The following is a 25,387-nucleotide window of genomic DNA, read 5'->3' on the forward strand; positions in this document are numbered from 1 at the left end:
CGAACACAGAAGTTAAGCCCTAGAACGCCGGAAGTAGTTGGGGGTTGCCCCCTGTGAGATAAGGAAGTCGCTTAGCTAAAGGGAGTTTAGCTCAGCTGGGAGAGCATCTGCCTTACAAGCAGAGGGTCAGCGGTTCGATCCCGTTAACTCCCATAGGTCCCGTAGTGTAGCGGTTATCACGTCGCCCTGTCACGGCGAAGATCGCGGGTTCGATTCCCGTCGGGACCGTTTAAGATAACGAAAGTTATTTTAGACTCGTTAGCTCAGTTGGTAGAGCAATTGACTTTTAATCAATGGGTCACTGGTTCGAGCCCAGTACGGGTCATCATTGCGGGTTTGGCGGAATTGGCAGACGCACCAGATTTAGGATCTGGCGCTTAACGGCGTGGGGGTTCAAGTCCCTTAACCCGCATAATAGAAATAAGCCGGCTTAGCTCAGTTGGTAGAGCATCTGATTTGTAATCAGAGGGTCGCGTGTTCAAGTCATGTAGCCGGCATTTTTTTAATATAACCAAGAGGTCGATGCGAACGTAGTTCAGTGGTAGAACACCACCTTGCCAAGGTGGGGGTCGCGGGTTCGAATCCCGTCGTTCGCTTAGAGAGGCCGGGGTGGCGGAACTGGCAGACGCACAGGACTTAAAATCCTGCGATTGGTAACGATCGTACCGGTTCGATCCCGGTCCTCGGCATAAAATGAGCACCCTTAGCTCAACTGGATAGAGTACCTGACTACGAATCAGGCGGTTAGAGGTTCGACTCCTCTAGGGTGCATTTTTCTATTTAACTCGGGAAGTAGCTCAGCTTGGTAGAGTACTTGGTTTGGGACCAAGGTGTCGCAGGTTCGAATCCTGTCTTCCCGATTGATATTACAGAGTAAGAACACTGGTTGTTCTTTTTTTATTTGTTATTAATCTTTTTTTCAATAAAATAATCCATCTCAAATTTGTCTGGTTATCTTTTCCTTATGAAATTTTATTAAAATATTTTTTCAATCTCCTGTTTGTTAAAAAAATCACAAATATTTGAAAATATAGGAAATATATTATATAATTAACCTAAATATAAAGCGTGAAACACGCAAGGAGGAAAAAATATGGCAACATTTTACGTTCCAGCAGTCAACCTTATTGGTAAAGGTGTGGTAAATGAAGTTGGTCCTTATGTTAAGGAGTTGGGTTACAGTAAGGCTCTTTTGGTGACAGATAAGTATATCGAATCAAGTGATATCTTGCCAAAAATTTTAAAACCTTTAGATGATGAAGGGATTGCTTACGTTATCTTTAGTGATGTTGAACCTAACCCTACTTGTAAAAATGTCATGGATGGGGTCGCTGCTTTGAAAGAGCATAACTGTGACTTTATCATCTCTGTCGGTGGTGGCTCTCCACAGGATGCAGCTAGCTGTATTTCTGTAATCGCGACGAATGGTGGTAAACCACAGGATTATGAAGGTTTGCATAAGTCTGCTCAAAAAGGTCTTCCTGTTGTAGCTATCAATACTACTGCAGGTACATCAGCAGAAATTACTATCAACTACGTTATCACTGATGAAGAACGTAAGGTTAAAATGGTAATGGTTGATAAGAACAGTCTTGCTCTTATCTCTGTGAATGACCCTGAATTGATGATTTCAAAACCTCAAGCTTTGACTGCTGCTACTGGTATGGATGCTCTTACTCATGCTGTTGAAGCTTTGGTAACACCAGGTGCTTATGATGTGACTAAGAAACTCTCTATCGGAGCTATCGAGCTGATCAAAGAATATCTTCCACGTGCAGTAGAAAATGGTCACGATATTGAAGCTCGTGAAGGTATGGTTAATGCTATCTTCCTTGGAGGAATGAGCTTTAACAATGCTGGACTCGGCTATGTTCACTCAATGGCTCACCAATTGGGTGCTGTCTATAACTTGCCTCATGGCGTTTGCTGTGCTATGCTTTTGCCAGTCGTTGAGCGTGAAAATGCCAAACGTGTACCTGTAGCCTTCCGTAATGTTGCTAAGGCCTTGGGAATGCAAATTGAAGGAAAATCAGATGAGGAATGTGCGGCTTATGCTATTTCTGAAATTGAAAAACTTTCTGAAACTGTCGGTATTCCTAAGAAATTGACAGAACTTGGCATCGAAGAAAAAGACTTTGACTTTGAATACCTTTCTAAGAATGCCTTGATTGATGCTTGTGCACCAGGTAATCCATTCATGCCAACTTTGGAAGAAACCATTGCTTTCTATAAGGAATTGTTCTAAGCAAAGCTACTTCAGAGTCCTTGAGGGATAGTGAATTTAAGATTCTTACATTATGAATTCCTCCCGAATATTCCAATAATGTACTAAGAAATCAAATACTATTTCTATAATTTAAAACCAATAATATTTAAGATGAACTATCCTCGTGATAGTTCTTTTTTGGAAAATTTGATATGCTAGGATTATGAAGAAAATCAAAATCGATGTTGTGATTGTTCCTTTAAGTGGACATTTGTATCCAACTATGAATTTATTACTACCTCTATTAGACAATCCTCAGTATGAGATACGTTTATTTACAGGTCCACAGAAAAAAGCTGTTGCAGAGGCGGTTGGTTTTCAGGTTCTTCCCATTTTAGAAGGACACGTAAAGGAATTTGAAAAAGCTGCCAACAATAAGGAGCAGTTAGGAATTATTTCAGCTTATCGGCAGTTGTCTGCTAGTCTTGATTTGATAAACCTAGTTTCGGACCAATTAATCCAAGAATGGACAAATCATCGTCCGGATATTGTCATAGTGGACTTTATCACACTATCTGGTGGACTTGTAGCTGAGCAGATGGGGATCCCGTGGATAACAACTATGGCGACCCAGTTTGCGATTGAAACAACTGATGGACCACCTTGTTTCTTTGGGGGAATGGGGACTCCCCAGAATAGCTGGCAGGTTTTAGCGCAGTTTCTTGGGAGAAAAACAACTCGAGTGGGAAAACGGATAGTATCTTTATTATTACGAGACCGCTTAAGGCGTTATCATTTTAAACTTTACAATCAGAAAGGTCAAGAAACTATTTATTCTCCCTATTCTATCTTAGGTATTGGGATGAAAGAAGTGGAGTTGAAGAAAGGATTTCCAGAGCACTATCGCTGGGTAGGACCTTTTGGCGCTTCAGTTGAGGCGGTAGAAGACTATCCTTTAGATTTATCTCTCTTTGCTGGTCGAAAGAAGGTTCTAGTATCTTGTGGGACACAATTGGAGTGGGCCAAAGATAATCTAATCTTTCAAGCGAAGCAACTAGCCAAAGCGCATCCTGATTTTCACTTTTTTGTGACTCGTGGAGTTGGTGGAGAACCTTTTCAGTGTGAGAATCTGATGGAGAATCTGTCCCTTGTTTCTTATCTTCCTTACAAAGAATACATTCCTCAGATGGATTATGTGATTCATCATGGTGGAGCTGGGATTTTTTATCAGTGTATCATTTATGGTAAACCAGCTTTGATTTTGCCTCATGATTACGACCAATTTGATTATGCCGTTCGTGGTGTGGAAGCGGGTGTTGCTTTCACAGCTAAAAGAGATAATAGCAAGGAGATTGGGCAGGCTTTTGAAAAATTAATTGCTAAAGAAGATTGGTCAGAATTAGAAATTTTACGCCAGGCTGCACAATCCTATCATCCAACAGAAATTTTGGAAAGCGAAATCCACCGTCTGTTAGCAGATAAGGAGAAAGAATGATGAAAAAAGTATTGGTTACAGGAGCCACTGGTTTCTTGGGTAAATATGTAGTAGAAGAATTAGTCGAGCATGGCTATCTGGTTCGAGCTTTTGGTAGAAACAGTAAGGTTGGTCGCTCTTTAGAGAATTCTTCGGTTAGTTTTTTTCAGGGTGATTTGACCAAAGCTGATGATGTGCTAGAGGCTTGCAAGGGGATGGATTTGGTCGTTCATGCGGGAGCTCTGTCAACAGTTTGGGGTCCTTGGGAAGATTTTTATCAGGCTAATGTTTTAGGAACCAAATATGTTCTTGAGGCATGTCGCAAAACAGATATTCAACGTTTAGTCTATGTATCCTCACCAAGCATTTATGCTGCTCCTAAGGATCAGTTGGCTATCAAAGAAAGTGATGCTCCAGAGGAAAATAATCTCAATAACTATATCCGTAGTAAATTGGCTTCGGAGAGACTCTTTAAGGATTATCCAGATGTTCCTAGTATTATCTTGAGGCCTAGGGGACTGTTTGGGATTGGAGATACTAGCATCTTGCCACGGGTGATCAATCTTAGTCAAAAACTTGGAATTCCTTTGATTGGGGATGGGCGTCAGCTCATGGACATGACTTGTGTGGAAAATGTTGCTCTCGCAATCCGGTTAGCCTTAGAAGCTCCAGAAGCAAAAGGTGAGGTTTATAACATCACTAATGGCGAACCAAGAGCTTTTAGGGATTTGTTAGAGGAAAGTTTGACAGGTCTGGGTTACCCAATCAAATATAGAAAAATTCCAGCATCTCTATTAGCAGGAATTGCAAGTAGTTTAGAGTTTCTTTACAAGTCCTTGAATCTGAAAGGGGAACCGCCTTTAACACGATATACCTATTATCTACTTCGTTATAGTCAAACTCTAGATATTAGCAAGGCTGAGAGGGAATTGGGGTATCATCCGAAAATTAGCATTTCAGAAGGGATTGAACAATATGTCCAAGATTATCGAAAGCATTGAGTATTTCCCGGCTGGATACTGTACCAGTTATGCCGGTTTGCTCTTTAAAGGTGTCAAGAATAGAAAGATGACTTTCCCAGCAGGCGTCTTTTTGATCAAACACAGGGATAAGGGCTATGTATTTTATGATACTGGCTATCACTATGATATTAAGACGAAACTTCGTTATGCTTTTTACCGTTTGGGAACGCCAGTTCAAATGACGGAAAAAGATCAGATTTCGCACTTGCTAAAAGATAAAGGGATCAAGTCAGAAGAAATCAACTATGTCTTGTTATCTCATCTACATCCAGATCATCTGGGAGGGGCTAGCTTCTTTCCGAATGCAAACTTTATCCTGACCCAGGAAGTCTATGATGTTTATAAAAAACCAAAACTAAAAGATTTAATTTTTAAAGAATTTTTGCCGACTACTTTTGAGGAAAGGTTGACTGTTATTAAGGCGGATCAGCAAAATGCTAACTTTAAGTATCGCCCTACCATCGATCTTTTTGGAGACGGCAGCATCCTTGTAGCTTCTATTGATGGGCATGCTAAGGGGCAAGCCTGTCTCTTTATGCCAGACTATCATCTCTTCATCGCAGCAGATCTTTGTTGGGGAATTGACCTTTTACCCTATACGAAACAGATGCATCTGATTCCTTCCTTGGTGCAAGATAGTAAGGCTGACTATATCAAAGGAACAGAGCTCTTGGAAGAGGTTTTAAAAGATGGTATAGAAGTGCTAGTTAGCCATGACCCTGTAGAAAGGATTGAGCGGATTTTATATGAAAAAAATAACCTTTCTTAAAACTTTTTTCCAAACTCGTTGGCTTCATAATTTTAAGTCTCGAGAAGCTTTAGAAAACTATCAGAAAAAGCAACTGGCTGCCTATATGGACTTTCTCAAACGTGAGTCACCTTATTTTAAAAATGGTGTACCTAGTGACTTTGACCATATGGATAAGGCTTTTATGATGAGTCATTTCAATGAGCTCAACACCCAAGGAGTGGATCGAGACGAGGCCTTGGCTTTGGCTATCGAAAGTGAAAAGACTCGAAATTTTACAGAGCTTAAAGGGGAAATAGCTGTTGGGCTGTCTTCTGGAACATCTGGACACCGGGGACTTTTTATCACAACTGAAAAAGAGAGAAGTATGTGGGCAGCAGCTATCTTGGCAAAGATGTTGCCCAAGGGCCAACTTTTTGGGCACCGCATAGCCTTTTTCCTCAGAGCGGATAATGAACTCTATCAGACCATCAATACGGCACTTATTCGTTTAGAGTACTTTGATATTTTCAAGAATACAGATGAGCATATAGAGCGTCTCAATAGTTATCAACCGACTATTGTAGTGGCACCTGCTTCTATGTTGATTGAATTGAGCAAGCGTCTAAAAGATGGGGAGTTAGTCATTCACCCACAAAAAATCGTTTCGGTGGCTGAAATCTTAGAAGATAGTGATAAAGAGCGAATTTTGAGCGCTTTTGAGTTGCCGATTATTGACCAAGTATATCAAGCAACGGAAGGTTTCCTAGCTTGTACTTGCTCTGCTGGGAATCTTCATCTCAATGAAGACATCATTTTTGTGGAAAAACACTACTTGGATGACCGACGTTTTTATCCAGTCATTACTGATTTTAAGCGAAGCAGTCAGCCTGTTTATCGCTACCAGCTCAATGATATTTTAGTTGAAAATCCTAATCCTTGCCCATGTGGCTCCCATTACACAAGGATTGACAAGGTCGAAGGTCGCTCTGATGATATCTTCTACTTTGAAGGACAGGACGGGGGTCAAGTAACGATTTATCCTGACTTTATCAGACGTTGCATTCTCTTTGTGGAGAATGTTGGAGATTACCAAGTCAAACAACATTCTGAGAAGTTAGTAGAAGTTTGTTTGAGTCGAAGAGATGAACAAGTAGAAACAGCGATTACAGAGCAGTTTCGACTTTTGGCGCAACAAAAAGAGTTTAAAGAACCTGAAATACAATTTTCAGATTATCACTGGGATACAAGTCGTAAGCTCAAACGTATCCAACGTTTATGAAAGGACAAAAAATTATGACAGAAGTAAAAAGACATCTAGAAATTGCAGGTTATGGAGTCTGCCTTCCCAAAAATACGGTGCAATTTAAAGACCAGACCCGTCATCGTGTGGTTGAAAATGAAGAAACCCAGCTAGATTTGGCAGAAGCGGCTATCCAAGCTGCACTTGAAAATGCAAATTTGAGTATGAAAGACATTGATTGCCTGGTATCAGCTAGTGCGGTTGGTGTTCAGCCGATTCCTTGTACGGCAGCTTTGATTCATGAACGTGTGGCAAAAGGGCTCTCTATCCCAGCTATGGATATCAATACGACTTGTACAAGTTTTATCTCTGCTTTATCAACCATGTCACATTTGATTGAAGCTGGGGAATACCGTCGTGTTTTGATTGTATCTAGTGAAGTTGGTAGCTTGGGTCTTAATCCAAAGCAAAAAGAAAGTTTTGAACTCTTTAGTGATGGGGCAGCAGCCTTTATTTTCCAAAAAAGTAGTCAGGACAAAGGAGTTATCGCTAGTCTTCAACGTACTTGGTCAGAGGGGGCTCACGATACAGAGATTCGTGGAGGCTTGACTTCTTATCAGCCAAAAGAGTACTCTGAAGAGACTAAGACAAATTTTATGTTTGATATGAAAGGCAAGAAAATTCTCTTGCTTTCTGCTCGTGTCATCCCAGAAATGTTCCAAGAATTCCAAGAGAAATCAGGTATTTCTAAAGATGCTGTAGACTATATTATTCCTCACCAAGCTAGTCGCGCTCTTCCTTTGGTCATGGGAAAACTGAGTGTAGACGAAGACAAATACCTTAATCTCGTTACGGATTATGGGAATATGGTTTCAGTTGCGGTACCTTTTGGTTTAGCCTATGCACTCGATCATGGCTATGTAAAAGAAGGAGAGACCATCTTCTTGATGGGAACTGCAGCTGGTATGACGGTCAATATGTTGGCATTAAAATTGTAATATAAGAGCAGGTACAGATAAGAGGCCTGCTTTTTAAATTGATTTTAAATGTAGAACTATCGGCTTAAACAGAAAAGACTTGCTAAGTTCTTCTAAACTAAGTATACTAGAAGGTAACAAGCGTTTTCAGACGTTAAATTAGGGAGTAGACTTAGAAATTGAGAGGGAGTTATGGGAACTAGAAAATTGCGACTATTGATGTCCAAGTATGGTTTTAGCATTGCGATAATTCTGATAGAATTATTTGTAGTTTTTGCAGTCATTCTTTACATGAGTCAGATTGCTCCGATTATTTGGGTGACTCTTGTATTTCTTGTCAGTGTGGCAACTGTTTTAGCCATTGTTAATCGTTCCATGTCTCCTGAGAGCAAGGTGACTTGGTTGATTGTCACTTTTGTCCCTGTTTTTGGTCCCTTACTTTATATCATGTTTGGTGAGCGTCGGTTATCAAAAAAGGAATTCAAACAACTGCAGGAACTTCGTTCCATTGCATCTCATGAAAAGCGAGAGCATAGTCTTCATCAGATCCTACAAGAAACTGATAAATCTGCCTACGGTATTATCAATGCCTTGTTACATATGGATAGTAATGCAGAGGTTTATGACCATACAGACTCACAATTCTTTGCTAATGGAGAAGAAATGTGGCAACAGATGCTCGAGGATTTGAAGAGGGCTGAAAAATTTATTTTTCTAGAATACTACATTGTTGACGAAGGTTTGATGTGGGATAGTATGCTTGAAATTCTTGAAGAAAAAGCTGCTCAGGGAGTCGAGGTCAAGATGCTCTACGATGATATTGGTTGTATGGTGACCTTGCCTGGGGATTATACCGTTCATTTGCGTTCTAAAGGGATTGATGCTCATAAGTTTAATAAGGTGATTCCTCGTATGACAGTGGCCTACAATAACCGTGACCACCGTAAGATTTTGGTTATTGATGGGCAGATTGCCTATACTGGCGGGATTAATCTTGCAGACGAATATATCAATCAGATTGAACGTTTTGGACACTGGAAAGATAGTGGGATTCGGATAGATGGTCCGGCGACTCAAGCCTTTACCAGACTATTTCTCATGAACTGGTACATCAACCGTGGAGAAATTAGTGATTTTGATCAATATCATTTGGAAAATCAGACACGACCAGGTGGTGGTCTTTGTATCCCATATGGAAGTGGCCCTAAGCCTATCTATAAAATGAAGGTGGGTAAAATCGTCTATCAAAATCTGATTAATCAAGCGGAAGATTTTGTCTATATCACCACGCCTTATCTCATTATTGATTATGATTTGACAGAGGATATAAAAAATGCAGCCATGCGAGGTGTAGATGTGAGAATTATAACTCCATTTATCCCAGATAAAAAGCTCATCCAGTTAGTAACTCGAGGGTCTTATCCTGATCTTTTGTCTGCTGGTGTACGTATCTATGAGTATACTCCTGGTTTTATCCATAGTAAGCAAATGATTGTTGATAATCGATTTGCGGTTGTTGGAACCATAAACCTTGATTATCGCAGCTTGGTTCACCACTATGAAAATGCAGTTTTATTGTATGAAACACCATCCATTGCAACTATTCGCAATGATTTTGAAGACATTTTTGAAGAGTCGCAAGAAATTTTTCCTGGAACAATCAAGCCTACTTGGTATCAAACATTAATCAAAGAAGTAGCTCAGTTATTCGCCCCTATGCTTTAATTGAAAGAGCTAGTTCATCTGTATAATTAGAGAAAGAGACGGTTTGCCGTCTCTTTTTCTGTAAGCAGTTTCCTTGACATCTTGTTTGTTTTGCGTTATCATATGTCCATATAATATATGGGAGTCTGTGTACAGTCTGAGAGGAAGTGTTAAACTTCGACCGCACCTGATCTGGGTAATGCCAGCGTAGGAACGATACTTAGCCTAATTCTGCACCTTTTTCATATATGAAAGAGGTTTTTCTTTTTTCATAAAGAAAAACTGTAAATTAAAAGGAGGTTTGAATGAAAGCAAGCATTGCTTTACAAGTTCTGCCCCTGTCACAGGGGATTGACCGCATAGCTGTAATTGATAAGGTCATTGCTTATCTGCAAGCTCAAGAAGTGACCATGGTGGTGACACCATTTGAAACAGTTTTAGAGGGAGAGTTTGATGAACTTATGCGCATTCTCAAAGAAGCGTTAGAAGTGGCGGGGCAAGGAGCAGACAATGTTTTTGCCAATGTGAAAATAAATGTAGGAGAGATTTTAAGCATCGATGAGAAACTTGAAAAGTATAATGAGACGGCATATTAGTCTGTTAGGATTTTTAGGTGTCTTATCCGTTTGGCAGGTGGCGGGATTCTTAAAACTCTTACCAAAGTTCATCCTACCGACGCCACTTGAAATCCTCCAGTCTTTTGTTCGTGATAGAGAATTTCTCTGGTACCATAGTTGGGCAACCTTGAGAGTAGCCTTACTAGGTTTGGTGCTGGGTGTCTTGATTGCCTGTATCATGGCCGTCCTTATGGATAGTCTGAGTTGGCTCAATGACCTGATTTACCCCATGATGGTGGTTGTCCAGACCATACCGACCATTGCCATAGCCCCTATCCTAGTTTTATGGTTGGGTTATGGAATTTTGCCCAAGATTGTCTTGATTATCTTGACGACAACCTTCCCTATTATCGTCAGTATTTTAGATGGTTTTAGGCATTGTGATAAGGACATGCTGACCTTGTTTAGTCTGATGCGAGCCAATCCTTGGCAAATCCTGTGGCATTTTAAAATCCCTGTCAGCCTGCCCTACTTTTATGCAGGGCTTAGGGTCAGTGTTTCCTACGCCTTTATCACAACAGTGGTATCTGAGTGGTTGGGAGGCTTTGAAGGACTAGGTGTCTACATGATTCAGTCCAAGAAACTGTTTCAGTATGATACCATGTTTGCGATTATTATTCTGGTATCACTGATCAGTCTTCTGGGTATGAAGCTAGTCGATATCAGTGAAAAATATGTGATTAAATGGAAACGTACTTAAAATAGAGTGTTTTGGAAAAAGAAAAGAGGAAATAAAAATGAAGAAAACATGGAAAGTGTTTTTAACGATTGTAACAGCTCTTCTAGCTGTCGTGCTTGTGGCTTGCGGCCAAGGAACTGCTTCTAAGGATAACAAAGAAGCAGAACTCAAAAAAATTGACTTTATCCTGGATTGGACACCCAATACCAACCACACAGGGCTTTATGTAGCCAAAGAAAAAGGTTATTTCAAGGAAGCTGGAGTGGATGTTGATTTGAAATTACCGCCAGAAGAAAGTTCATCAGACTTGGTTATCAATGGTAAGGCACCATTTGCTATCTATTTCCAAGATTACATGGCTAAGAAATTGGAAAAAGGGGCAGGTATTACTGCCGTTGCAGCTATCGTTGAGCACAATACATCAGGAATTATCTCTCGTAAGTCTGACAATATCAATAGTCCTAAAGACTTGGTTGGGAAGAAATATGGAACCTGGAATGACCCAACAGAACTTGCTATGTTGAAAACCTTGGTAGAATCTCAAGGTGGAGACTTTGACAAGGTTGAAAAAGTACCAAACAACGATTCAAACTCGATCACTCCGATTGCCAATGGCGTTTTTGATGCTGCCTGGATTTACTACGGTTGGGATGGCCTTCTTGCCAAATCTCAAGGTGTGGATGCCAACTTTATGTATTTGAAAGACTATGTCAAAGAGTTTGACTACTACTCACCAGTTATCATTGCAAACAACGACTATCTGAAAGACAACAAAGAAGAAGCCCGTAAAGTCATCCAAGCTATCAAAAAAGGTTACCAGTACGCTATGGAACACCCAGAAGAAGCGGCTGATATCCTGATCAAGAATGCCCCAGAGTTAAAGGATAAACGTGACTTTGTCATCGAATCTCAAAAATACTTGTCAAAAGAATATGCAAGTGATAAGGAAAAGTGGGGACAATTTGATGCGGACCGATGGAATGCCTTCTACAAATGGGATAAAGAAAATGGTATCCTCAAGGAAGACTTGACTGATAAAGGTTTCACTAACGAATTTGTAAAATAATGACAGAAATTAGACTAGAACATGTAAGCTATGCCTACGATGATGAAAAGATTTTAGAGGATATTAATCTACAAGTGACTTCAGGTGAAGTGGTTTCTATCCTAGGCCCTAGTGGTGTAGGAAAGACCACTCTCTTTAACCTGATTGCAGGCATTTTAGAAGTCCAGTCAGGTAGAATTGTGCTTGATGGGGAGGAAAATCCCAAGGGGCGCGTGAGCTATATGTTGCAAAAGGATCTGCTCTTGGAACATAAGACGGTACTTGGTAATATCATCCTGCCCCTTTTGATTCAAAAGGTGGATAAGGCAGAAGCTGTTGCGAAAGCAGATGAAATCCTTGCTACCTTTCAGTTGACGGCGATACGGGACAAGTATCCTCATGAGCTTAGTGGTGGGATGCGTCAGCGTGTTGCTTTACTTCGTACCTATCTTTTTGGACATAAGCTCTTTCTTCTAGATGAGGCCTTTAGTGCCTTGGATGAGATGACTAAGATGGAACTCCACGCCTGGTATTTGGAGATTCATAAACAGCTAGGCCTGACGACACTCATCATTACGCATAGTATCGAGGAGGCCCTTAATCTTAGTGACCGTATCTATATCTTGAAAAATCGCCCTGGTCAGATTGTTTCTGAAGTCAAACTCGACTGGTCTGAAACCGAAGACAAGGAAGTTCAAAAAATTGCTTATAAACGCCAAATTTTAGCGGAATTGGGATTAAATAATTAGAAAGACAAGGAGTTGGTGAGGATTATTCATTACCAGCCCCTTTTTCTTTAAAAAATGGAAAAATTTCGGTATAATAGTCAAAGATAGTCAAGGTTTAAAGAGAGGTGGGTTTGTTATGAGACTTAAAAATACATCAGATCATATTGAGGCCTACATCAAGGCAATTTTAGATCAATCTGGTATTGTGGAGTTGCAACGGAGTCAGTTGGCAGATACTTTTCAGGTTGTTCCTAGTCAGATTAACTATGTGATTAAGACTCGTTTTACAGAAAGCAGGGGATACTTGGTTGAAAGTAAGCGTGGTGGTGGTGGCTACATTCGTATAGGTCGGATTGAATTCTCAAACCACCATGAAATGCTCCGCGATTTACTGTATTCGGTGGGCGAAGAAGTCAGCCTAGTTATTTTTGAAGATGTTTTAAGACTCTTGTTTGAACAGGATTTAGTGACTCGTCAGGAGATGAATCTATTACTAGCAATGGCGACAGACCGGGTTTTAGGTGAGGATGCCAATCTTATCCGTGCCAATATGCTTCGACAGTTATTACAAGAGGTAGATAGAAAAGGAAAATAGAACTAAATGAAATATTCAAAAGCATTGAAAGAATGTATAGACAGTGCCTTTCTGGTCGCAAGTCATTTTGGGGCAGAATACCTAGAGTCTTGGCACCTATTGATTGCTATGGCCAATCATAGTTACAGTGTAGCTGGGGCGACTTTAAATGAATTTCCCTATGAGATTGATCGTCTGGAGGAAGTTGCTGTAGAGCTGACTGAAACAAAGTATAGCGATAAGGAAAATTATCAGGAGTTGCCTTTTTCACACCGTTTGAAGGTATTGTTGTTGGAAGCAGAGCATGTAGCTTCTGTTGTGCATGCCAAGGTTTTAGGAACAGAGCACGTGCTTTATGCTATCTTACATGATGGCAATGCCTTGGCTACTCGTATTCTAGAAAAAGCGGGATTTTCTTACGAAGATCAGAAGGATCAGGTCAAGATTGCTGGACTTCGTCGTAGTCTTGAAGCGCGTGCTGGTTGGACTAGAGATGATTTGAAGGCCCTTCGTCAACGCCATCGTACGGTAGCGGATAAGCAAAATTCTATGGCTAATATGATGGGCATGCCTCAGACACCAAGTGGAGGTTTGGAAGATTATACGCATGATCTTACAGAGCAAGCTCGCTCAGGTAAATTGGAACCAGTCATCGGGCGTGACCAAGAAATCTCTCGTATGATTCAAATCTTGAGTCGTAAGACCAAAAATAATCCGGTCCTAGTTGGAGATGCAGGTGTGGGTAAAACAGCTTTGGCACTTGGCCTTGCGCAACGTATTGCCAACGGAGATGTACCAGCTGAGATGGCTAAAATGCGAGTTTTAGAGCTTGATTTGATGAATGTGGTTGCGGGAACTCGTTTCCGTGGTGACTTTGAAGAACGTATGAACAATATCATCAAAGATATCGAGGAAGATAGCAAGGTCATCCTCTTTATCGATGAGCTTCATACCATTATGGGTTCAGGAAGTGGGATTGATTCGACCTTGGATGCTGCCAATATCCTAAAACCTGCCTTGGCGCGTGGAACTCTGAGAACTGTCGGTGCGACTACTCAGGAAGAGTATCAAAAGCACATCGAAAAAGACGCAGCTCTTTCTCGTCGCTTTGCAAAGGTGATGATTGAGGAGCCAAGTTTAGCAGATAGTATGGCTATTTTGCAGGGCTTGAAAGCAACCTATGAGAAACACCACCATGTCCAAATTACAGACGATGCAGTCGAAACAGCTGTCAAAATGGCACATCGTTATTTGACGAGTCGTCACTTGCCAGACTCAGCAATCGATCTTTTGGATGAAGCGGCAGCAACAGTGCAAAATAAATCGAAACACGCTAAACAAGAAGAATCAGGTTTAACACCAGCTGATAAGGCTTTGATGGATGGCAAATGGAAGCAAGCAGCACAGCTCATTTCAAAAGAGCAGGAAGCCCCTGTTTATAAAGATCTAGTAAAAGAATCTGATATTTTGACCACCTTGAGTCGCTTATCAGGAATTCCTGTTCAAAAATTGACACAAACGGATGCCAAGAAATACTTGAATCTGGAAGCTGAACTGCACAAACGTGTCATCGGTCAAGATCAAGCTGTTTCAAGCATTAGCCGTGCGATTCGCCGCAATCAGTCAGGGATTCGCAGTCATAAGCGTCCGATTGGTTCCTTTATGTTCCTAGGACCTACGGGTGTCGGAAAGACCGAATTGGCCAAGGCTCTAGCAGAAGTTCTCTTTGATGATGAATCAGCCCTTATTCGCTTTGATATGAGTGAGTATATGGAGAAATTCGCGGCCAGCCGTCTTAACGGAGCTCCTCCAGGTTATGTAGGTTACGAAGAAGGTGGAGAGTTGACTGAGAAGGTTCGCAATAAACCGTACTCAGTACTTCTCTTTGACGAGGTAGAAAAGGCGCACCCAGACATCTTTAATGTGCTCTTGCAAGTCTTGGATGATGGTGTCTTGACAGATAGTAAAGGTCGCAAGGTTGACTTTTCTAATACCATTATCATCATGACGTCAAACCTTGGTGCGACAGCTCTTCGTGATGACAAGACAGTCGGCTTTGGAGCTAAGGACATTCGTTTTGACCAAGAAAATATGGAAAAACGGATGTTTGAGGAGCTGAAAAAGGCTTATCGTCCAGAGTTTATCAACCGTATTGATGAGAAGGTAGTCTTCCATAGCTTGTCAAGTCAAGATATGCAGGAAGTAGTTAAGATTATGGTCAAACCATTGATTGCAAGCCTGGCAGAAAAAGGAATTGACTTGAAACTTCAAGCATCAGCCCTTAAACTCCTAGCTCAGCAAGGCTATGATCCAGAGATGGGGGCTCGTCCACTACGCAGAACTTTGCAAACGGAAGTAGAAGACAAACTAGCAGAACTTCTCCTTAAAGGTGAATTGGAAGCTGGTAAGACTCTGAAGATTGGTGTCAAAGCTGGTCAATTAAAATTTGAGATTGTATAAAAATGTGAGGTTGGAACAGATTGTTTCAGCCTCTTTTTTTGAAATTTGTTACTTAAATAAGCATTTGGATGTTGCAGTTTAAAGGTTTTAAAAACAAATTTTTCCTAATCAAGTTTTGTATATCAAGTAAAAAATCCAATCATGTAGCAATGTTTTTATAAAAAATAATAAAAAAGTGTTGACAAACATAGGTGAGTGGAGTATAATATAAAAAATTATAAAAAGATTGAACAGATATGAAAAAGAGTATAGCGGTGGTTTTTGGCACCTTTGCTCCCTTACATCAGGGGCATATTGATTTAATCCAAAGAGCAAAACGTCAATGTGATGCTGTATGGGTGGTAGTTTCAGGTTATAAGGGAGATCGTGGTGAACAGGTGGGACTTACACTACAAAAGAGATTTCGCTATATTCGTGAAGCTTTTCGAGATGATGAGTTGACCTCTGTTTGTAAACTTGACGAAACTACTATCCCGCGCTATCCAATGGGCTGGCAGGAGTGGTTGAATCAGATGTTGCAGGCCATTTCCTATGATCAGACTGCTGAGGAGCTAATCTTTTTTGTAGGAGAGTCCGACTACCAAACAGAGCTTCATAAACGTGGTTTTCAAGCAGTTTTGCAGGAAAGAAAATTTGGAATTTCGGCTACCATGATTCGAGAAAATCCAAGTAAATATTGGAAATATATCGCTCAACCCTTCCGCCGACAGTTTACAAAGAAAGTGTTGATTATGGGAAGTGCGAGTAATGGGAAAACAACTCTAGCCAAGGATTTAGCTCGCTTCTATGATGCGCCAGTCAGTCTGGAGTATGCTCGTGAGTATCAGATAAAAAATAATGTCCGAGATGATGAGCTTACCCCAAAAGATTATTATTACCTTCTATTGGGGCAGTATGATCAAACTTCCAAGTTGATTGATAGCAGTGCCAATCGAGGCCTAGTCATTGCAGATACCAACTCACTAGTAACCAAGGGATATTACGATTACTACATGGAAAACGAAGAGCAGGAGGACTTGTCCGGAGAGACCTTTGACAATCTCTTTGTTTCCATCTTAGCCAAGGAAAAGTGGGATTTAATCCTCTTTGTGCAACCTATCGGTTCTTATGTCAATGATGGTTTTCGAGACATGACCATGGCAGAAGACCATATCCGTCATAGTTTTTCTCAGCATTTGGATATGATGAGGGAGCAATATCTAGCCAATATCCCTCATGTTTATCTAGCTGATGACTATCTAGGAAATTATGAAGCAGCCAAAGTGGCTATCGATGCTATTTACCAAGCAGATTAGGAGAAAAAAATGAAAAAAATAGTAGAAAAAATCACACAATTTATCGAAAACTTTAAAAATGTTCACGCGGAAGCTCGTAAAATTGGTTTTGCAGGAGTTATGCGTTTACTTTGGAATGACCTCTTTGTGGGACGCAGTCTTTTCCAGTGGCTCTATTTGATTGTTTTATCAAGTGTTCCTCTTATTCTGGAGTTTACACAAAACACGGAAAGTCATGACTGGATTGGCCTCTTTGCCTCTTGGACAGGAATTGTCTGCGTTATCTTGGTAGCTGAAGGTCGAGCTAGTAACTATCTTTTTGGAGCTATTAACTCTGCAATCTACTTGGTCTTATCTATGAATGCTACTTTCTACGGCGAAGTTTTGACAACAGTTTATTTCTTTGTCATGCAGCCTATTGGTCTCTATGCTTGGTTGTCTAATCGGATCAATGAACAAGGAAAACCAGAGGAGTCTCACTTTGAAGCTAAGAAACTTGGTCTGGTTGATTGGCTCAAGTACTTGGCCTTGACAGCTCTCATCTGGATTGGCATGGGTTTGGCTTACCAAAGTATCCATAGTGCTCGTCCATTCCGTGATAGTGTAACGGATGCGACCAATGGTGTTGGTCAGCTCTTGATGACACGTCTTTACCGTGAGCAATGGATTTTCTGGATTGCAACCAATCTCTTTAGTATTTATCTCTGGTGGGGTGAAAACATCCATATCCAAGGTATGTACTGGGTTTACACTCTCAATAGTCTAGTCGGTTGGTATCAATGGACTAAGGCTGTCAAGGAGGGATAAGGTGACTGAAACGATAACCCCAGCTGGAATGACAGAGAGAGAATATTTTGAGATTCATGCGACTGAGAAGGAATTTTTAGACTGGTACTGCAAACAGGAACTTCCTCAGTATGAAAAACCGAGCGTGACGGTGGATATGGTAGCTTATTGCTTTGTGGAAGGGAAAATCAAACTCTTGCTAATTCGTCGCAAGGCCCATCCTTATCAAAACTGTTTGGCTTTGGTTGGTGGTTTTATGGATAAGAGCGAAGATGCAAGACATGCTTGTCAGCGTGAAGTGAGAGAGGAGGTTAACCTTGACCTTCCTTTGGAAAAAATCGAACAGTTGATGACAGTATCTACTCCAGGTCGTGATCCGCGGGGCTGGACGGTTACTATCGCCCACTTGGTGTATCTACCTAGCCGCGCACTTGATCTCGTTCAAGCTGGTGATGATGCCAAAGATGTGGTTTTTGTCGATGTTGATTTTCAGACGGGCAAGTGCTTCCTAGAGGGACTAGAGCTGGGGGAGCAAGCCTTCGCCTTTGACCATTATGCCATTATCCAAGAGTCTATTAAACGAATCCAGGGGCGACTTGACTGGAATCCGACCTTTCTCTATCTGCTAGAGGAGGAATTCACTGTCTATGAAGGAACCGAATTAGTCAATCTCATCAACCCAGGACGACCAATCGTCAGCAATAACTTTCTCGTAAAATACGGTGAGTATGTAGAAGAAGTTGGGCTCAAACGAGTGCCTAAAAAGAAACCAAGAAAAACCTATCGATTAAAATAAAAAGATTGAGGACCAAAATCGATAGACCAGGTCTCGGTTTCCTAGTCTTGGTCTTGGGATGTTTCAACAAATCCGATGACTGGTTGAGCTTGAGAATAGAGAAAATACAGCTTGTGTCAAAAGTCAATTCAGCTATCGTGTCAAAGGTTTATTATTCATAAAAAAGCGAGGTCGGGATTTTTTGAACTGCACCCCAAAAGTTAGACAAAAGAAAATCTAACTTTTGGGGTGTTTTTATTATGAAATTAACTTGTGAAGATAAAGTTCGGATCTATGAACTCAAAAAGCAAGGAGAGAGCTTTAGAAAGCTTTCAGATCAATTTGGGATAAACATTTCTAATCTTCAGTACATGATTAAATTGATTGATCGTTATGGAATAGAAATCGTCAAAAAAGGAAAGAATTGTTACTATTCTCCTGAACTAAAACAAGAGATCATTGATAAAGTTCTTCTTGAAGGTTGTTCACAAATTAGGGTGTCTCTGGATTATGCTCTTCCAAGTAGTGGAATGTTGCCTAATTGGCTGGCACAATACAAGAAAAACGGGTATACTATTGTTGAGAAAACAAGAGGGAGACCACCTAAAATGGGACGTAAGTCAAAGAAGAAACCCGAAGAAATGACAGAGCTAGAGCGACTTCAGGAAGAATTAGAATATTTGAGAGCGGAGAATGCCATTCTAAAAAAGTTGAGAGAACTCCGATTGAGGGACGAAAAGGAGCAAGAAGAAAAACGGAAATTGTTCGAGGATTGGTAACAGAGTTTTCTTTAGATATTCTTCTAAAGATTATTAAGCTTGCCCGTTCAACTTATTATTATCACTTAAAACAGCTGGATCAATGCGATAAGGATGATGATGTTAAAGCTGAAATTCAGTTAATTTATACTGAGCATAAAGGAAATTACGGTTATCGTCGCATGACTCTAGAATTACGAAATCGTGGCTTCGTAGTGAACCATAAGAAGGTGCAGCGTCTTATGAAAGTACTTGGTTTAACGGCTCGAATTCGCCGTAAACGGAAGTATTCTTCTTACCAAGGAGAGGTTGGCAAGAAAGCAGATAATCTTATTCAACGTCAGTTTGAAGCAACCAAACCAATGCAAAAGTGCTACACAGATGTGACAGAATTTGCCATTCCAGCAAGCAGCCAAAAGCTTTATTTATCACCAGTTTTAGATGGCTTTAACAGCGAAATTATCTCCTACAATCTTTCTACTTCGCCGAACTTAGTACAAATGAAAGCTATGCTAGAACAAGCCTTTACAGAGAACCATTACGAAAATACAATTCTCCATAGTGACCAAGGATGGCAATACCAACACGATTTCTATCATCATTTTTTAAAGAATAAGGGAATCCAACCATCTATGTCACGTAAGGGAAATAGCCCAGATAACGGTATGATGGAATCTTTCTTTGGCATTCTTAAGTCTGAAATGTTTTATGGTTATGAGAATACGTTTCAGTCACTTGAGCACTTGGAACAAGCTATTGTAGACTATATTGATTACTACAACAACAAACGAATTAAGGTAAAACTAAAAGGACTTAGTCCTGTACAATACAGAACTAAATCCTTTGGGTAAATTAATTGTCTAACTTTTTGGGGGCAGTACATTTCCCGACCTCTTTTTGTTTAAGGATGTTTATCTTTATTAGAATTGCTCATGATTCGAATGAATAAATCTCTGTATTTATATTTTAAATAATGTTCGTGTAAGTACATTAGAGACACATAAACAATCATGAAAATAGTGGTTAAGTAGAACAAATCAAATGTTGTTTGAGCGTAATGAGTAGCAATCCCATAAGAAGAGAAAGCACCAATAATCAACCAAGGAAGATATTTGTAATATTTCTTTGACATAAACCTACACCTCCAATATCCTATCTCAATTTTATTATAGCCCTTTAAGAAAAAAATGCAAGCGATTACACGTATAAAATATAGTATTCTCATAGGAAAAATTTTCCTGTTTTTTTAAATTCTTTACGAATAAAAGATATAGGAGGGATAAGGAAATAAATGTACTAAAAAATAATTCTAAAAAATTTTAGATAAATAGTTGACAGATTTAAAAACAAATATTACAATAATGTTACAAAAATATTTCTTAACATTTCAAAAATGTTACAAAGGAGCATAAAATGAAAAATAAAACTTCTATCAAATTAATGGCCGCAACTGTACTCGCTTCAACATTGTTATTGGGGGCTTGTGGTAATAAGAAAGAAAACACCACAAGTGATAGTTCTAGCAAGACAACACAAGCATCTTCTAGTTCTAAGGCCAGTTCTTCAAGTAAAGAGAACAAGACTCAGAAATCCTCAAGTTCAACTTCATCAGAAAAAGCTAAATCATCATCTTCTGATCAGTCAACGACTACTGCTAATCAATCGCAAGCAACACCAGTACCAGAAACAAAACAAAATCAAGAACCTTCTGCTAATCAAACCCCTTCGCAAGCTCCATCCAATCAACAAGGAACACAAGCAAAACAGAATCAGTCAGCTTATGATTCAGCAACTGATCGCAAACTTCAAGACAAGCAGGCAGAACATAACAAACGTTATAAAGGTGTCTTGACTATGGTGGACAAAGATTTTTCAGCTGCAGCTGGGAATTGGAAGGGTGCGAATGGCGAGACTATCACTGTCTCATCAGGTGGTCAATTTACAGTAGAATCTGCTGATGGCAAGAAAGAAAACTACTCTATTCAAAGCTATTCTTATACCCTTGATGATGGGAAATACAATGCTGAAGTAGGTGGTGGAAAAGTCATCCAAATTACAACAGGTGCAGATGGTACTGTTTCAAGTGTTACTTTGATTAAGCCATAGACTTCAGTACTGACATAATTTGTTTAAAAATAGTTTAGTTGATGAGTACCTACAGCATTTGAAGTTGATAAGACGTCATAAATGAGCTCCAGAGATGAGATTAACTTAGGAGTATATCTAATCATGTCTACCTGAACTGACCGTTTTTCACTTAGTTTCTTTCAGAGAAAGTGGTATAATGAAAAAATCAAAGGGAAACGAGTGATGAATCAATGCCAGATAAATTAATTTTACCTCAAAACACACGACTCATGGGAGTGTTCCTTGGCTTTATCGGTGGTTCTTTGGATGTATTCTGTCACATCCAGTACCATAGTTTGGTGGCAACGCAGACAGGGAACATTCTCCTACTGATATCAGATTGGCACGATTCACATGTCATCAATACCATGTTGAGATTCTGTTCTATTATATTCTTTTCCCTAGGCTTTCTTTTTGCCTTGCACATGAAAGAATATCGCAAAACAGCCTATTGGCGGGTTAAGATGCTACTTCCCTTATTTATCGGGACCCTTGTTTTGCCCTTCTTTTCCCGCTTTCCTCTATTAGAAGTTCCTTTTATTGCTTTTGGAACTGGAATGATGATGCTAACATTTACGGGTAGTTTGATTGAAGATCATCCCTATGTCATTTTTATGACGTCTGGGAATTACCGAAAAATGTTGACTGCTTTGTATCGCATCGTTAGAGGAGAAGGAGATGTTCAAGAATATCGTCGTCAAGCCTTGAACTATGGCATTGTTGTAGGCAGTTTCGTAGTGGGTGCCATTAGCTTGGCTGTATCTATGCATTTTCTCCATGAATGGTCTATCTGGATTGTCAGCTTCAATTTGTTTTTGATTATGGCATACTATATTGCTAGAGTGAAGCAACTCGATTTGCAAGATGAAAATATATAAAAAACGGCAAATCTCAATTTGAGATTTGCCTTTTTTTATACGTTTATGCTTTCTCTAACTGTAAGAGGGCTTCAATCTCGGCAAGTGTGCTTGCTTGTGAGATAGCTCCACGGAGTTTAGCTGCACCTGATGTTCCACGGAGGTAGTGAGGAGCGAGTCCACGGAATTCACGGACCGCAACCTTTTCTCCCTTGAGGTTGATTAAGCGTTTCAAATGCTCGTAGGCGATGTTCATCTTATCTTCAAAGGTTAAATCAGGAAGGATTTCTCCAGTTTCAAAGTAGTGATTGATTTGATTAAAGAGGTAAGGATTCCCCATAGCTGCGCGTCCAATCATAACGGCATCAGCACCGACTTCTTCGATGCGTTGTTTAGCTTCTTGGACAGTGCGAATGTCACCGTTAGCGATAAATGGAATTTTTGTCAGAGCTTGTGCAACCTTGTGAAGGGTCTCAAGGTCTGCGTGACCAGTATACATTTGCTCACGGGTACGGCCATGCATGGCGAGAGCAGAGATACCTGCAGCCTCAGCGGCGAGAGCATTTTCCACAGCTAGGGATGGATCAGACCAGCCCGTACGCATTTTGACAGTGAGAGGGATATCAAGGACTGATTGAACTTTGTTAATGATAGAGTAGATCTTGTCTGGATCCTTGAGCCACATAGCGCCAGCTTCGTTTTTCACGATTTTGTTAACTGGACAGCCCATGTTGATATCCACGATATCAGTCTTGGTATTTTCTTGGATGAATTCTGCTGCGCGTGCTAGGCTATCTTCGTCGCTACCAAAGAGTTGGATAGAGACTGGGTTTTCTCCTTCATCGATATGAAGCATGTGAAGAGTCTTTTCGTTGTTGTATTGGATTCCCTTGTCAGAGACCATTTCCATGACAACGAGTCCAGCTCCAAGTTCTTTTGCGATAGTACGGAAGGCGGAGTTGGTCACGCCGGCCATAGGTGCTAAAACGGTACGATTGGGAATCTCAACATTACCAATCATAAAGGGTGTATTAAGATTTGTCATGGATGAGTTCCTCCAGGTCGTTTTCGTCAAAATTATAAGTAGTTTGGCAGAATTGACAAGTGATTTCTGCCCCGTGGTCTTCGTCCTTCATTTCCTGCAAGTCTGAGCTTGGAAGACTAGAAAGAGCCTTCATAAAACGTTCTTTACTACAGTCACATTGGAAACGAATTTCTTCTTCAGACAGACGTTTGTATGGTTCGTCACCGTAGATAGCCTTTAGAAGAGCTTCGATATGGTCGTCGCTTTCTAGAAGAGTTGAAATGGCAGGCATTTCTTGGATGCGTTTCTCAAAACGAGCGATTTCTTCTTCCTTGGCTCCTGGCAAAACTTGAACAAGGAAGCCACCTGCTACTTTGACCTTGTCTTCTTCGTCCAAAAGGACATTGAGTCCAACTGCTGACGGAGTTTGCTGGCTTTCTGTCAAGTAGAAGGCAAGATCTTCTCCGATTTCTCCAGAGATAAGCGGAGTCATAGAGTTATAAGGATTTCCAGTGCCGTAGTCTGTGATAACCAGAAATTGACCATTGCCGACAAAAGGTCCGACTAGAACTTCACCAGTTGCAGTCTTTTTGATGTCAACACCAGGATTTTGAACGTAGCCTTTGACATTCCCTTTGGTATCTGCGACGGTGATGATAGCACCCAGCGAGCTAGTTCCAAGAACTTTAACTGTTAGTTTGGTATTTCCTTTTTCATTGGCTGCGAGAATCTGGCTAGCGATAAGGGTGCGGCCAAGTGCTACCGTTGAGCTAGCTTGGGTTTGATGTTTTTCTTGAGCAGTGCGGACGGTTTCAGTGCTGTCAAGGACAAAAGCACGAAAGGCTCCACTTTCTGATATAGTTTTAATAATTTTATCCATAGCTACTATTTTAGCATAAAAATGCCCAAAGGGGGAGTGGCGTGTTTGATGATTCTGAGGATTACTTGAGTCAAAAGGACAGAATACTTCACTAGTTCATTCATCAATCTTTTAGATTTTGAATTATAGTTATTGTGTGACTAATGATATCTCATCATTGGGATTTAGTACTAAGAATTATCTGTACCTTTTCAGGGAATTAGATAATAGAAGTATTTTTATAGTTTTTAAATTATGATATAATAGAAAAAATTAACTCGCTTGGGGATCTGATAGGAGCTAATTCTAAAAAGATAAACCATGAGATGAGAAAAAGTAAAAAGGAGTTCATCTGGTATGAATTATTTTGAGGGGAATGAGTTTTTCCTTCTCTTGTTTGTAGTTTTACTGATTGGTTTTGTGGTAAACTTTTTTGAAAAACGTAAGGACTACTATATTTTGGCGCTCTCCCTCTTATTTGCAGGAGCTATTTATGGCAAGAGTCGAGCGATGATAGTCTATTTGCTTGCCTTTATCGTTTACCAATATTTTCTGGTATTTCTTGCACAGAGGATAGAAGCAAAGCGACTGAAACCACTGGTTTTTCTTTCCATTCTTCCTTTGGTGATCAATAAAGTCTTTGCCCTGACTTCTCTCCATTTGTTGGCCTTTATTGGAATTTCTTATATGTCCTTCAAGACTATTCAGATTATGTTGGAAATATCAGATGGTCTGATCAAGGAGAAGGTTAGTATTAAAGACTACTTGCAATTTTTACTTTTTTTCCCTACGGTTAGTGCGGGACCAATTGATCGGAGCAGGAGATTTTTAAAAGAGATAAATGAGGTCATGCCTCGAAAAGAGTATCTAGAGTTAGCAGGTGATGGTATTTATCGCATCGTTTTAGGCCTTCTCTACAAGGTTGTTTTATCAACCTATGTTTACCAGATACTACTTGCTCTAAGCAATACTGGTACAGTTGTCTACTCAATCAAGTACATGTACCTCTATACCTTGTATCTGTTTTTCGACTTTGCAGGCTATAGTCTAATGGCTGTTGGAAGTAGTAACATCCTAGGCATTCAGACACCGATGAATTTTAACAAACCTTTCCTGAGTGTCGATATTAAGGATTTCTGGACCAGATGGCATATCACCTTGTCGACTTGGTTAAGAGATTTTGTGTTTTCAAGAGTTTTGATGCAGGTTATCCGGAAAAAATGGTTTAAAAACAGGCTACACAATGCAACCTATGCCTATATGGTCAATATGTTGGTCATGGGTTTTTGGCATGGTCTTAGCGTTAGCTACATTGTTTATGGTTTTTATCATGGTGTCTTGATGGCTGGATTTGAAGTATATCAAAAGAAAAGTAATTTTTATAAGAAAAATAAAACCCCAATTGTCAAGTCAAGTGCAACAAAGTTGTTCCTCTGATTAAGCGAGTATCTTTCAAGCTGTTTGAGCTGAC

22 protein-coding genes, 9 tRNA genes and 1 pseudogene are annotated in these 25,387 nt (G+C 40.2%); 29 read left to right on the plus strand and 3 right to left on the minus strand.

The features are described from left to right. The first annotated feature begins 80 nt into the window (after positions 1 to 80). The 26 genes from K1I67_RS07945 (at position 81) to K1I67_RS08070 (ending at position 19,900) form a co-directional block, all read left to right on the plus strand. Positions 81 to 153: transfer RNA gene (locus K1I67_RS07945), tRNA-Val, on the plus strand. Between the two features lie 2 nt (positions 154 to 155). After that, positions 156 to 228, plus strand: a tRNA-Asp gene (locus K1I67_RS07950). 24 nt (positions 229 to 252) lie between these two features. Further along, positions 253 to 325 (plus strand) — tRNA-Lys (locus K1I67_RS07955). 5 nt (positions 326 to 330) lie between these two features. Further along, positions 331 to 412, plus strand: a tRNA-Leu gene (locus K1I67_RS07960). Positions 413 to 424: 12 nt separating this feature from the next. Then, a tRNA-Thr gene (locus K1I67_RS07965) sits at positions 425 to 497 on the plus strand. 27 nt (positions 498 to 524) lie between these two features. Continuing rightward, a tRNA-Gly gene (locus K1I67_RS07970) sits at positions 525 to 596 on the plus strand. A 7-nt stretch (positions 597 to 603) separates the two neighbouring features. Then, a tRNA-Leu gene (locus K1I67_RS07975) sits at positions 604 to 689 on the plus strand. An 8-nt stretch (positions 690 to 697) separates the two neighbouring features. Further along, positions 698 to 771: transfer RNA gene (locus tag K1I67_RS07980), tRNA-Arg, on the plus strand. 15 nt (positions 772 to 786) lie between these two features. After that, positions 787 to 860, plus strand: a tRNA-Pro gene (locus K1I67_RS07985). Between the two features lie 233 nt (positions 861 to 1,093). After that, entirely contained in the window at positions 1,094 to 2,245 is a 1,152-nt protein-coding gene (locus K1I67_RS07990) for an iron-containing alcohol dehydrogenase (protein WP_223339521.1), read from the plus strand. 184 nt (positions 2,246 to 2,429) lie between these two features. Next, the gene (locus K1I67_RS07995; protein WP_223339522.1) at positions 2,430 to 3,701 is read left to right on the plus strand and encodes a glycosyltransferase; all 1,272 of its coding nucleotides are present in this window, start codon (positions 2,430 to 2,432) and stop codon (positions 3,699 to 3,701) included. Further along, positions 3,701 to 4,681, plus strand: a complete 981-nt coding sequence (locus K1I67_RS08000) for an NAD-dependent epimerase/dehydratase family protein (protein ID WP_223339536.1) — start codon at positions 3,701 to 3,703, stop codon at positions 4,679 to 4,681. Before K1I67_RS07995 ends, K1I67_RS08000 begins: the two co-directional genes overlap by 1 nt. Further along, entirely contained in the window at positions 4,656 to 5,471 is an 816-nt protein-coding gene (locus K1I67_RS08005) for an MBL fold metallo-hydrolase (protein ID WP_223339523.1), read from the plus strand. Before K1I67_RS08000 ends, K1I67_RS08005 begins: the two co-directional genes overlap by 26 nt. Next, a complete protein-coding gene (locus tag K1I67_RS08010) occupies positions 5,449 to 6,711 on the plus strand; it encodes a F390 synthetase-related protein (protein ID WP_223339524.1) in 1,263 nt (420 codons plus the stop codon). The genes K1I67_RS08005 and K1I67_RS08010 overlap by 23 nt, the downstream gene beginning before the upstream one ends. Before the next feature lie 14 nt (positions 6,712 to 6,725). Beyond that, positions 6,726 to 7,670 carry a 3-oxoacyl-[acyl-carrier-protein] synthase III C-terminal domain-containing protein gene (locus tag K1I67_RS08015; protein ID WP_223339525.1) on the plus strand — a complete coding sequence of 315 codons (945 nt, stop codon included), beginning with the start codon at positions 6,726 to 6,728 and terminating at the stop codon, positions 7,668 to 7,670. Positions 7,671 to 7,841: 171 nt separating this feature from the next. Further along, a complete protein-coding gene (cls, locus tag K1I67_RS08020) occupies positions 7,842 to 9,374 on the plus strand; it encodes a cardiolipin synthase (protein ID WP_223339526.1) in 1,533 nt (510 codons plus the stop codon). A gap of 284 nt (positions 9,375 to 9,658) precedes the next feature. Next, the gene (locus tag K1I67_RS08025; RefSeq protein ID WP_000647682.1) at positions 9,659 to 9,949 is read left to right on the plus strand and encodes a thiamine-binding protein; all 291 of its coding nucleotides are present in this window, start codon (positions 9,659 to 9,661) and stop codon (positions 9,947 to 9,949) included. Continuing rightward, a complete protein-coding gene (locus K1I67_RS08030; protein ID WP_070458596.1) occupies positions 9,912 to 10,670 on the plus strand; it encodes an ABC transporter permease in 759 nt (252 codons plus the stop codon). The genes K1I67_RS08025 and K1I67_RS08030 overlap by 38 nt, the downstream gene beginning before the upstream one ends. A gap of 37 nt (positions 10,671 to 10,707) precedes the next feature. Further along, positions 10,708 to 11,715: an ABC transporter substrate-binding protein gene (locus K1I67_RS08035; protein WP_223339527.1), complete on the plus strand. Its 1,008-nt coding sequence runs from the start codon at positions 10,708 to 10,710 to the stop codon at positions 11,713 to 11,715. Beyond that, complete coding sequence (locus K1I67_RS08040; protein ID WP_049509246.1) at positions 11,715 to 12,443, plus strand: ABC transporter ATP-binding protein; 729 nt, start codon at positions 11,715 to 11,717, stop codon at positions 12,441 to 12,443. Before K1I67_RS08035 ends, K1I67_RS08040 begins: the two co-directional genes overlap by 1 nt. Before the next feature lie 115 nt (positions 12,444 to 12,558). Further along, entirely contained in the window at positions 12,559 to 13,017 is a 459-nt protein-coding gene (locus tag K1I67_RS08045; protein ID WP_001237459.1) for a CtsR family transcriptional regulator, read from the plus strand. 6 nt (positions 13,018 to 13,023) lie between these two features. Beyond that, the gene (locus tag K1I67_RS08050) at positions 13,024 to 15,456 is read left to right on the plus strand and encodes an ATP-dependent Clp protease ATP-binding subunit (RefSeq protein WP_223339528.1); all 2,433 of its coding nucleotides are present in this window, start codon (positions 13,024 to 13,026) and stop codon (positions 15,454 to 15,456) included. Between the two features lie 236 nt (positions 15,457 to 15,692). Beyond that, the gene (locus K1I67_RS08055) at positions 15,693 to 16,751 is read left to right on the plus strand and encodes an AAA family ATPase (protein ID WP_223339529.1); all 1,059 of its coding nucleotides are present in this window, start codon (positions 15,693 to 15,695) and stop codon (positions 16,749 to 16,751) included. Positions 16,752 to 16,760: 9 nt separating this feature from the next. Beyond that, positions 16,761 to 17,537 carry a nicotinamide riboside transporter PnuC gene (gene pnuC / locus K1I67_RS08060; RefSeq protein WP_061863950.1) on the plus strand — a complete coding sequence of 259 codons (777 nt, stop codon included), beginning with the start codon at positions 16,761 to 16,763 and terminating at the stop codon, positions 17,535 to 17,537. A 28-nt stretch (positions 17,538 to 17,565) separates the two neighbouring features. Beyond that, positions 17,566 to 18,312: an NUDIX hydrolase gene (locus K1I67_RS08065; protein ID WP_061863994.1), complete on the plus strand. Its 747-nt coding sequence runs from the start codon at positions 17,566 to 17,568 to the stop codon at positions 18,310 to 18,312. 239 nt (positions 18,313 to 18,551) lie between these two features. After that, positions 18,552 to 19,900 (plus strand): IS3 family transposase gene (locus K1I67_RS08070; protein ID WP_223339530.1). Its coding sequence is split into 2 segments (ribosomal slippage): positions 18,552 to 18,984 and positions 18,984 to 19,900, totalling 1,350 coding nucleotides; the frame shifts between segments, so codons are not numbered across the junction. Positions 19,901 to 19,950: 50 nt separating this feature from the next. Here K1I67_RS08070 and K1I67_RS08075 read toward each other — a convergent pair. Beyond that, positions 19,951 to 20,181 (minus strand): hypothetical protein, encoded by a 231-nt coding sequence (locus K1I67_RS08075; RefSeq protein WP_223339531.1) that lies wholly within the window; start codon positions 20,179 to 20,181, stop codon positions 19,951 to 19,953. Positions 20,182 to 20,462: 281 nt separating this feature from the next. On the opposite strand from K1I67_RS08075, the gene K1I67_RS08080 reads away from it, so the two are divergent. Together K1I67_RS08080 and K1I67_RS08085 are read left to right on the plus strand one after the other, a co-directional pair. Continuing rightward, complete coding sequence (locus K1I67_RS08080; RefSeq protein ID WP_223339532.1) at positions 20,463 to 21,155, plus strand: hypothetical protein; 693 nt, start codon at positions 20,463 to 20,465, stop codon at positions 21,153 to 21,155. A 212-nt stretch (positions 21,156 to 21,367) separates the two neighbouring features. After that, positions 21,368 to 22,054 carry a YoaK family protein gene (locus tag K1I67_RS08085; RefSeq protein ID WP_223339533.1) on the plus strand — a complete coding sequence of 229 codons (687 nt, stop codon included), beginning with the start codon at positions 21,368 to 21,370 and terminating at the stop codon, positions 22,052 to 22,054. Positions 22,055 to 22,097: 43 nt separating this feature from the next. On the opposite strand, the gene dusB is transcribed toward K1I67_RS08085, so the two are convergent. After that, positions 22,098 to 23,078: a tRNA dihydrouridine synthase DusB gene (gene dusB, locus K1I67_RS08090; protein WP_223339534.1), complete on the minus strand. Its 981-nt coding sequence runs from the start codon at positions 23,076 to 23,078 to the stop codon at positions 22,098 to 22,100. Continuing rightward, positions 23,065 to 23,937: an Hsp33 family molecular chaperone HslO gene (hslO, locus tag K1I67_RS08095; protein ID WP_223339535.1), complete on the minus strand. Its 873-nt coding sequence runs from the start codon at positions 23,935 to 23,937 to the stop codon at positions 23,065 to 23,067. The genes dusB and hslO overlap by 14 nt, the downstream gene beginning before the upstream one ends. 336 nt (positions 23,938 to 24,273) lie before the next feature. Here hslO and dltB point away from each other — a divergent pair. Beyond that, positions 24,274 to 25,311 (plus strand): annotated as a pseudogene (gene dltB, locus K1I67_RS08100) (D-alanyl-lipoteichoic acid biosynthesis protein DltB); the annotation flags it as partial. Positions 25,312 to 25,387 lie beyond the last annotated feature (76 nt).

The sequence above is a fragment of the Streptococcus infantis genome, assembly GCF_019929575.1.
GTDB classification, from domain to species: Bacteria; Bacillota; Bacilli; order Lactobacillales; family Streptococcaceae; genus Streptococcus; species Streptococcus infantis_L.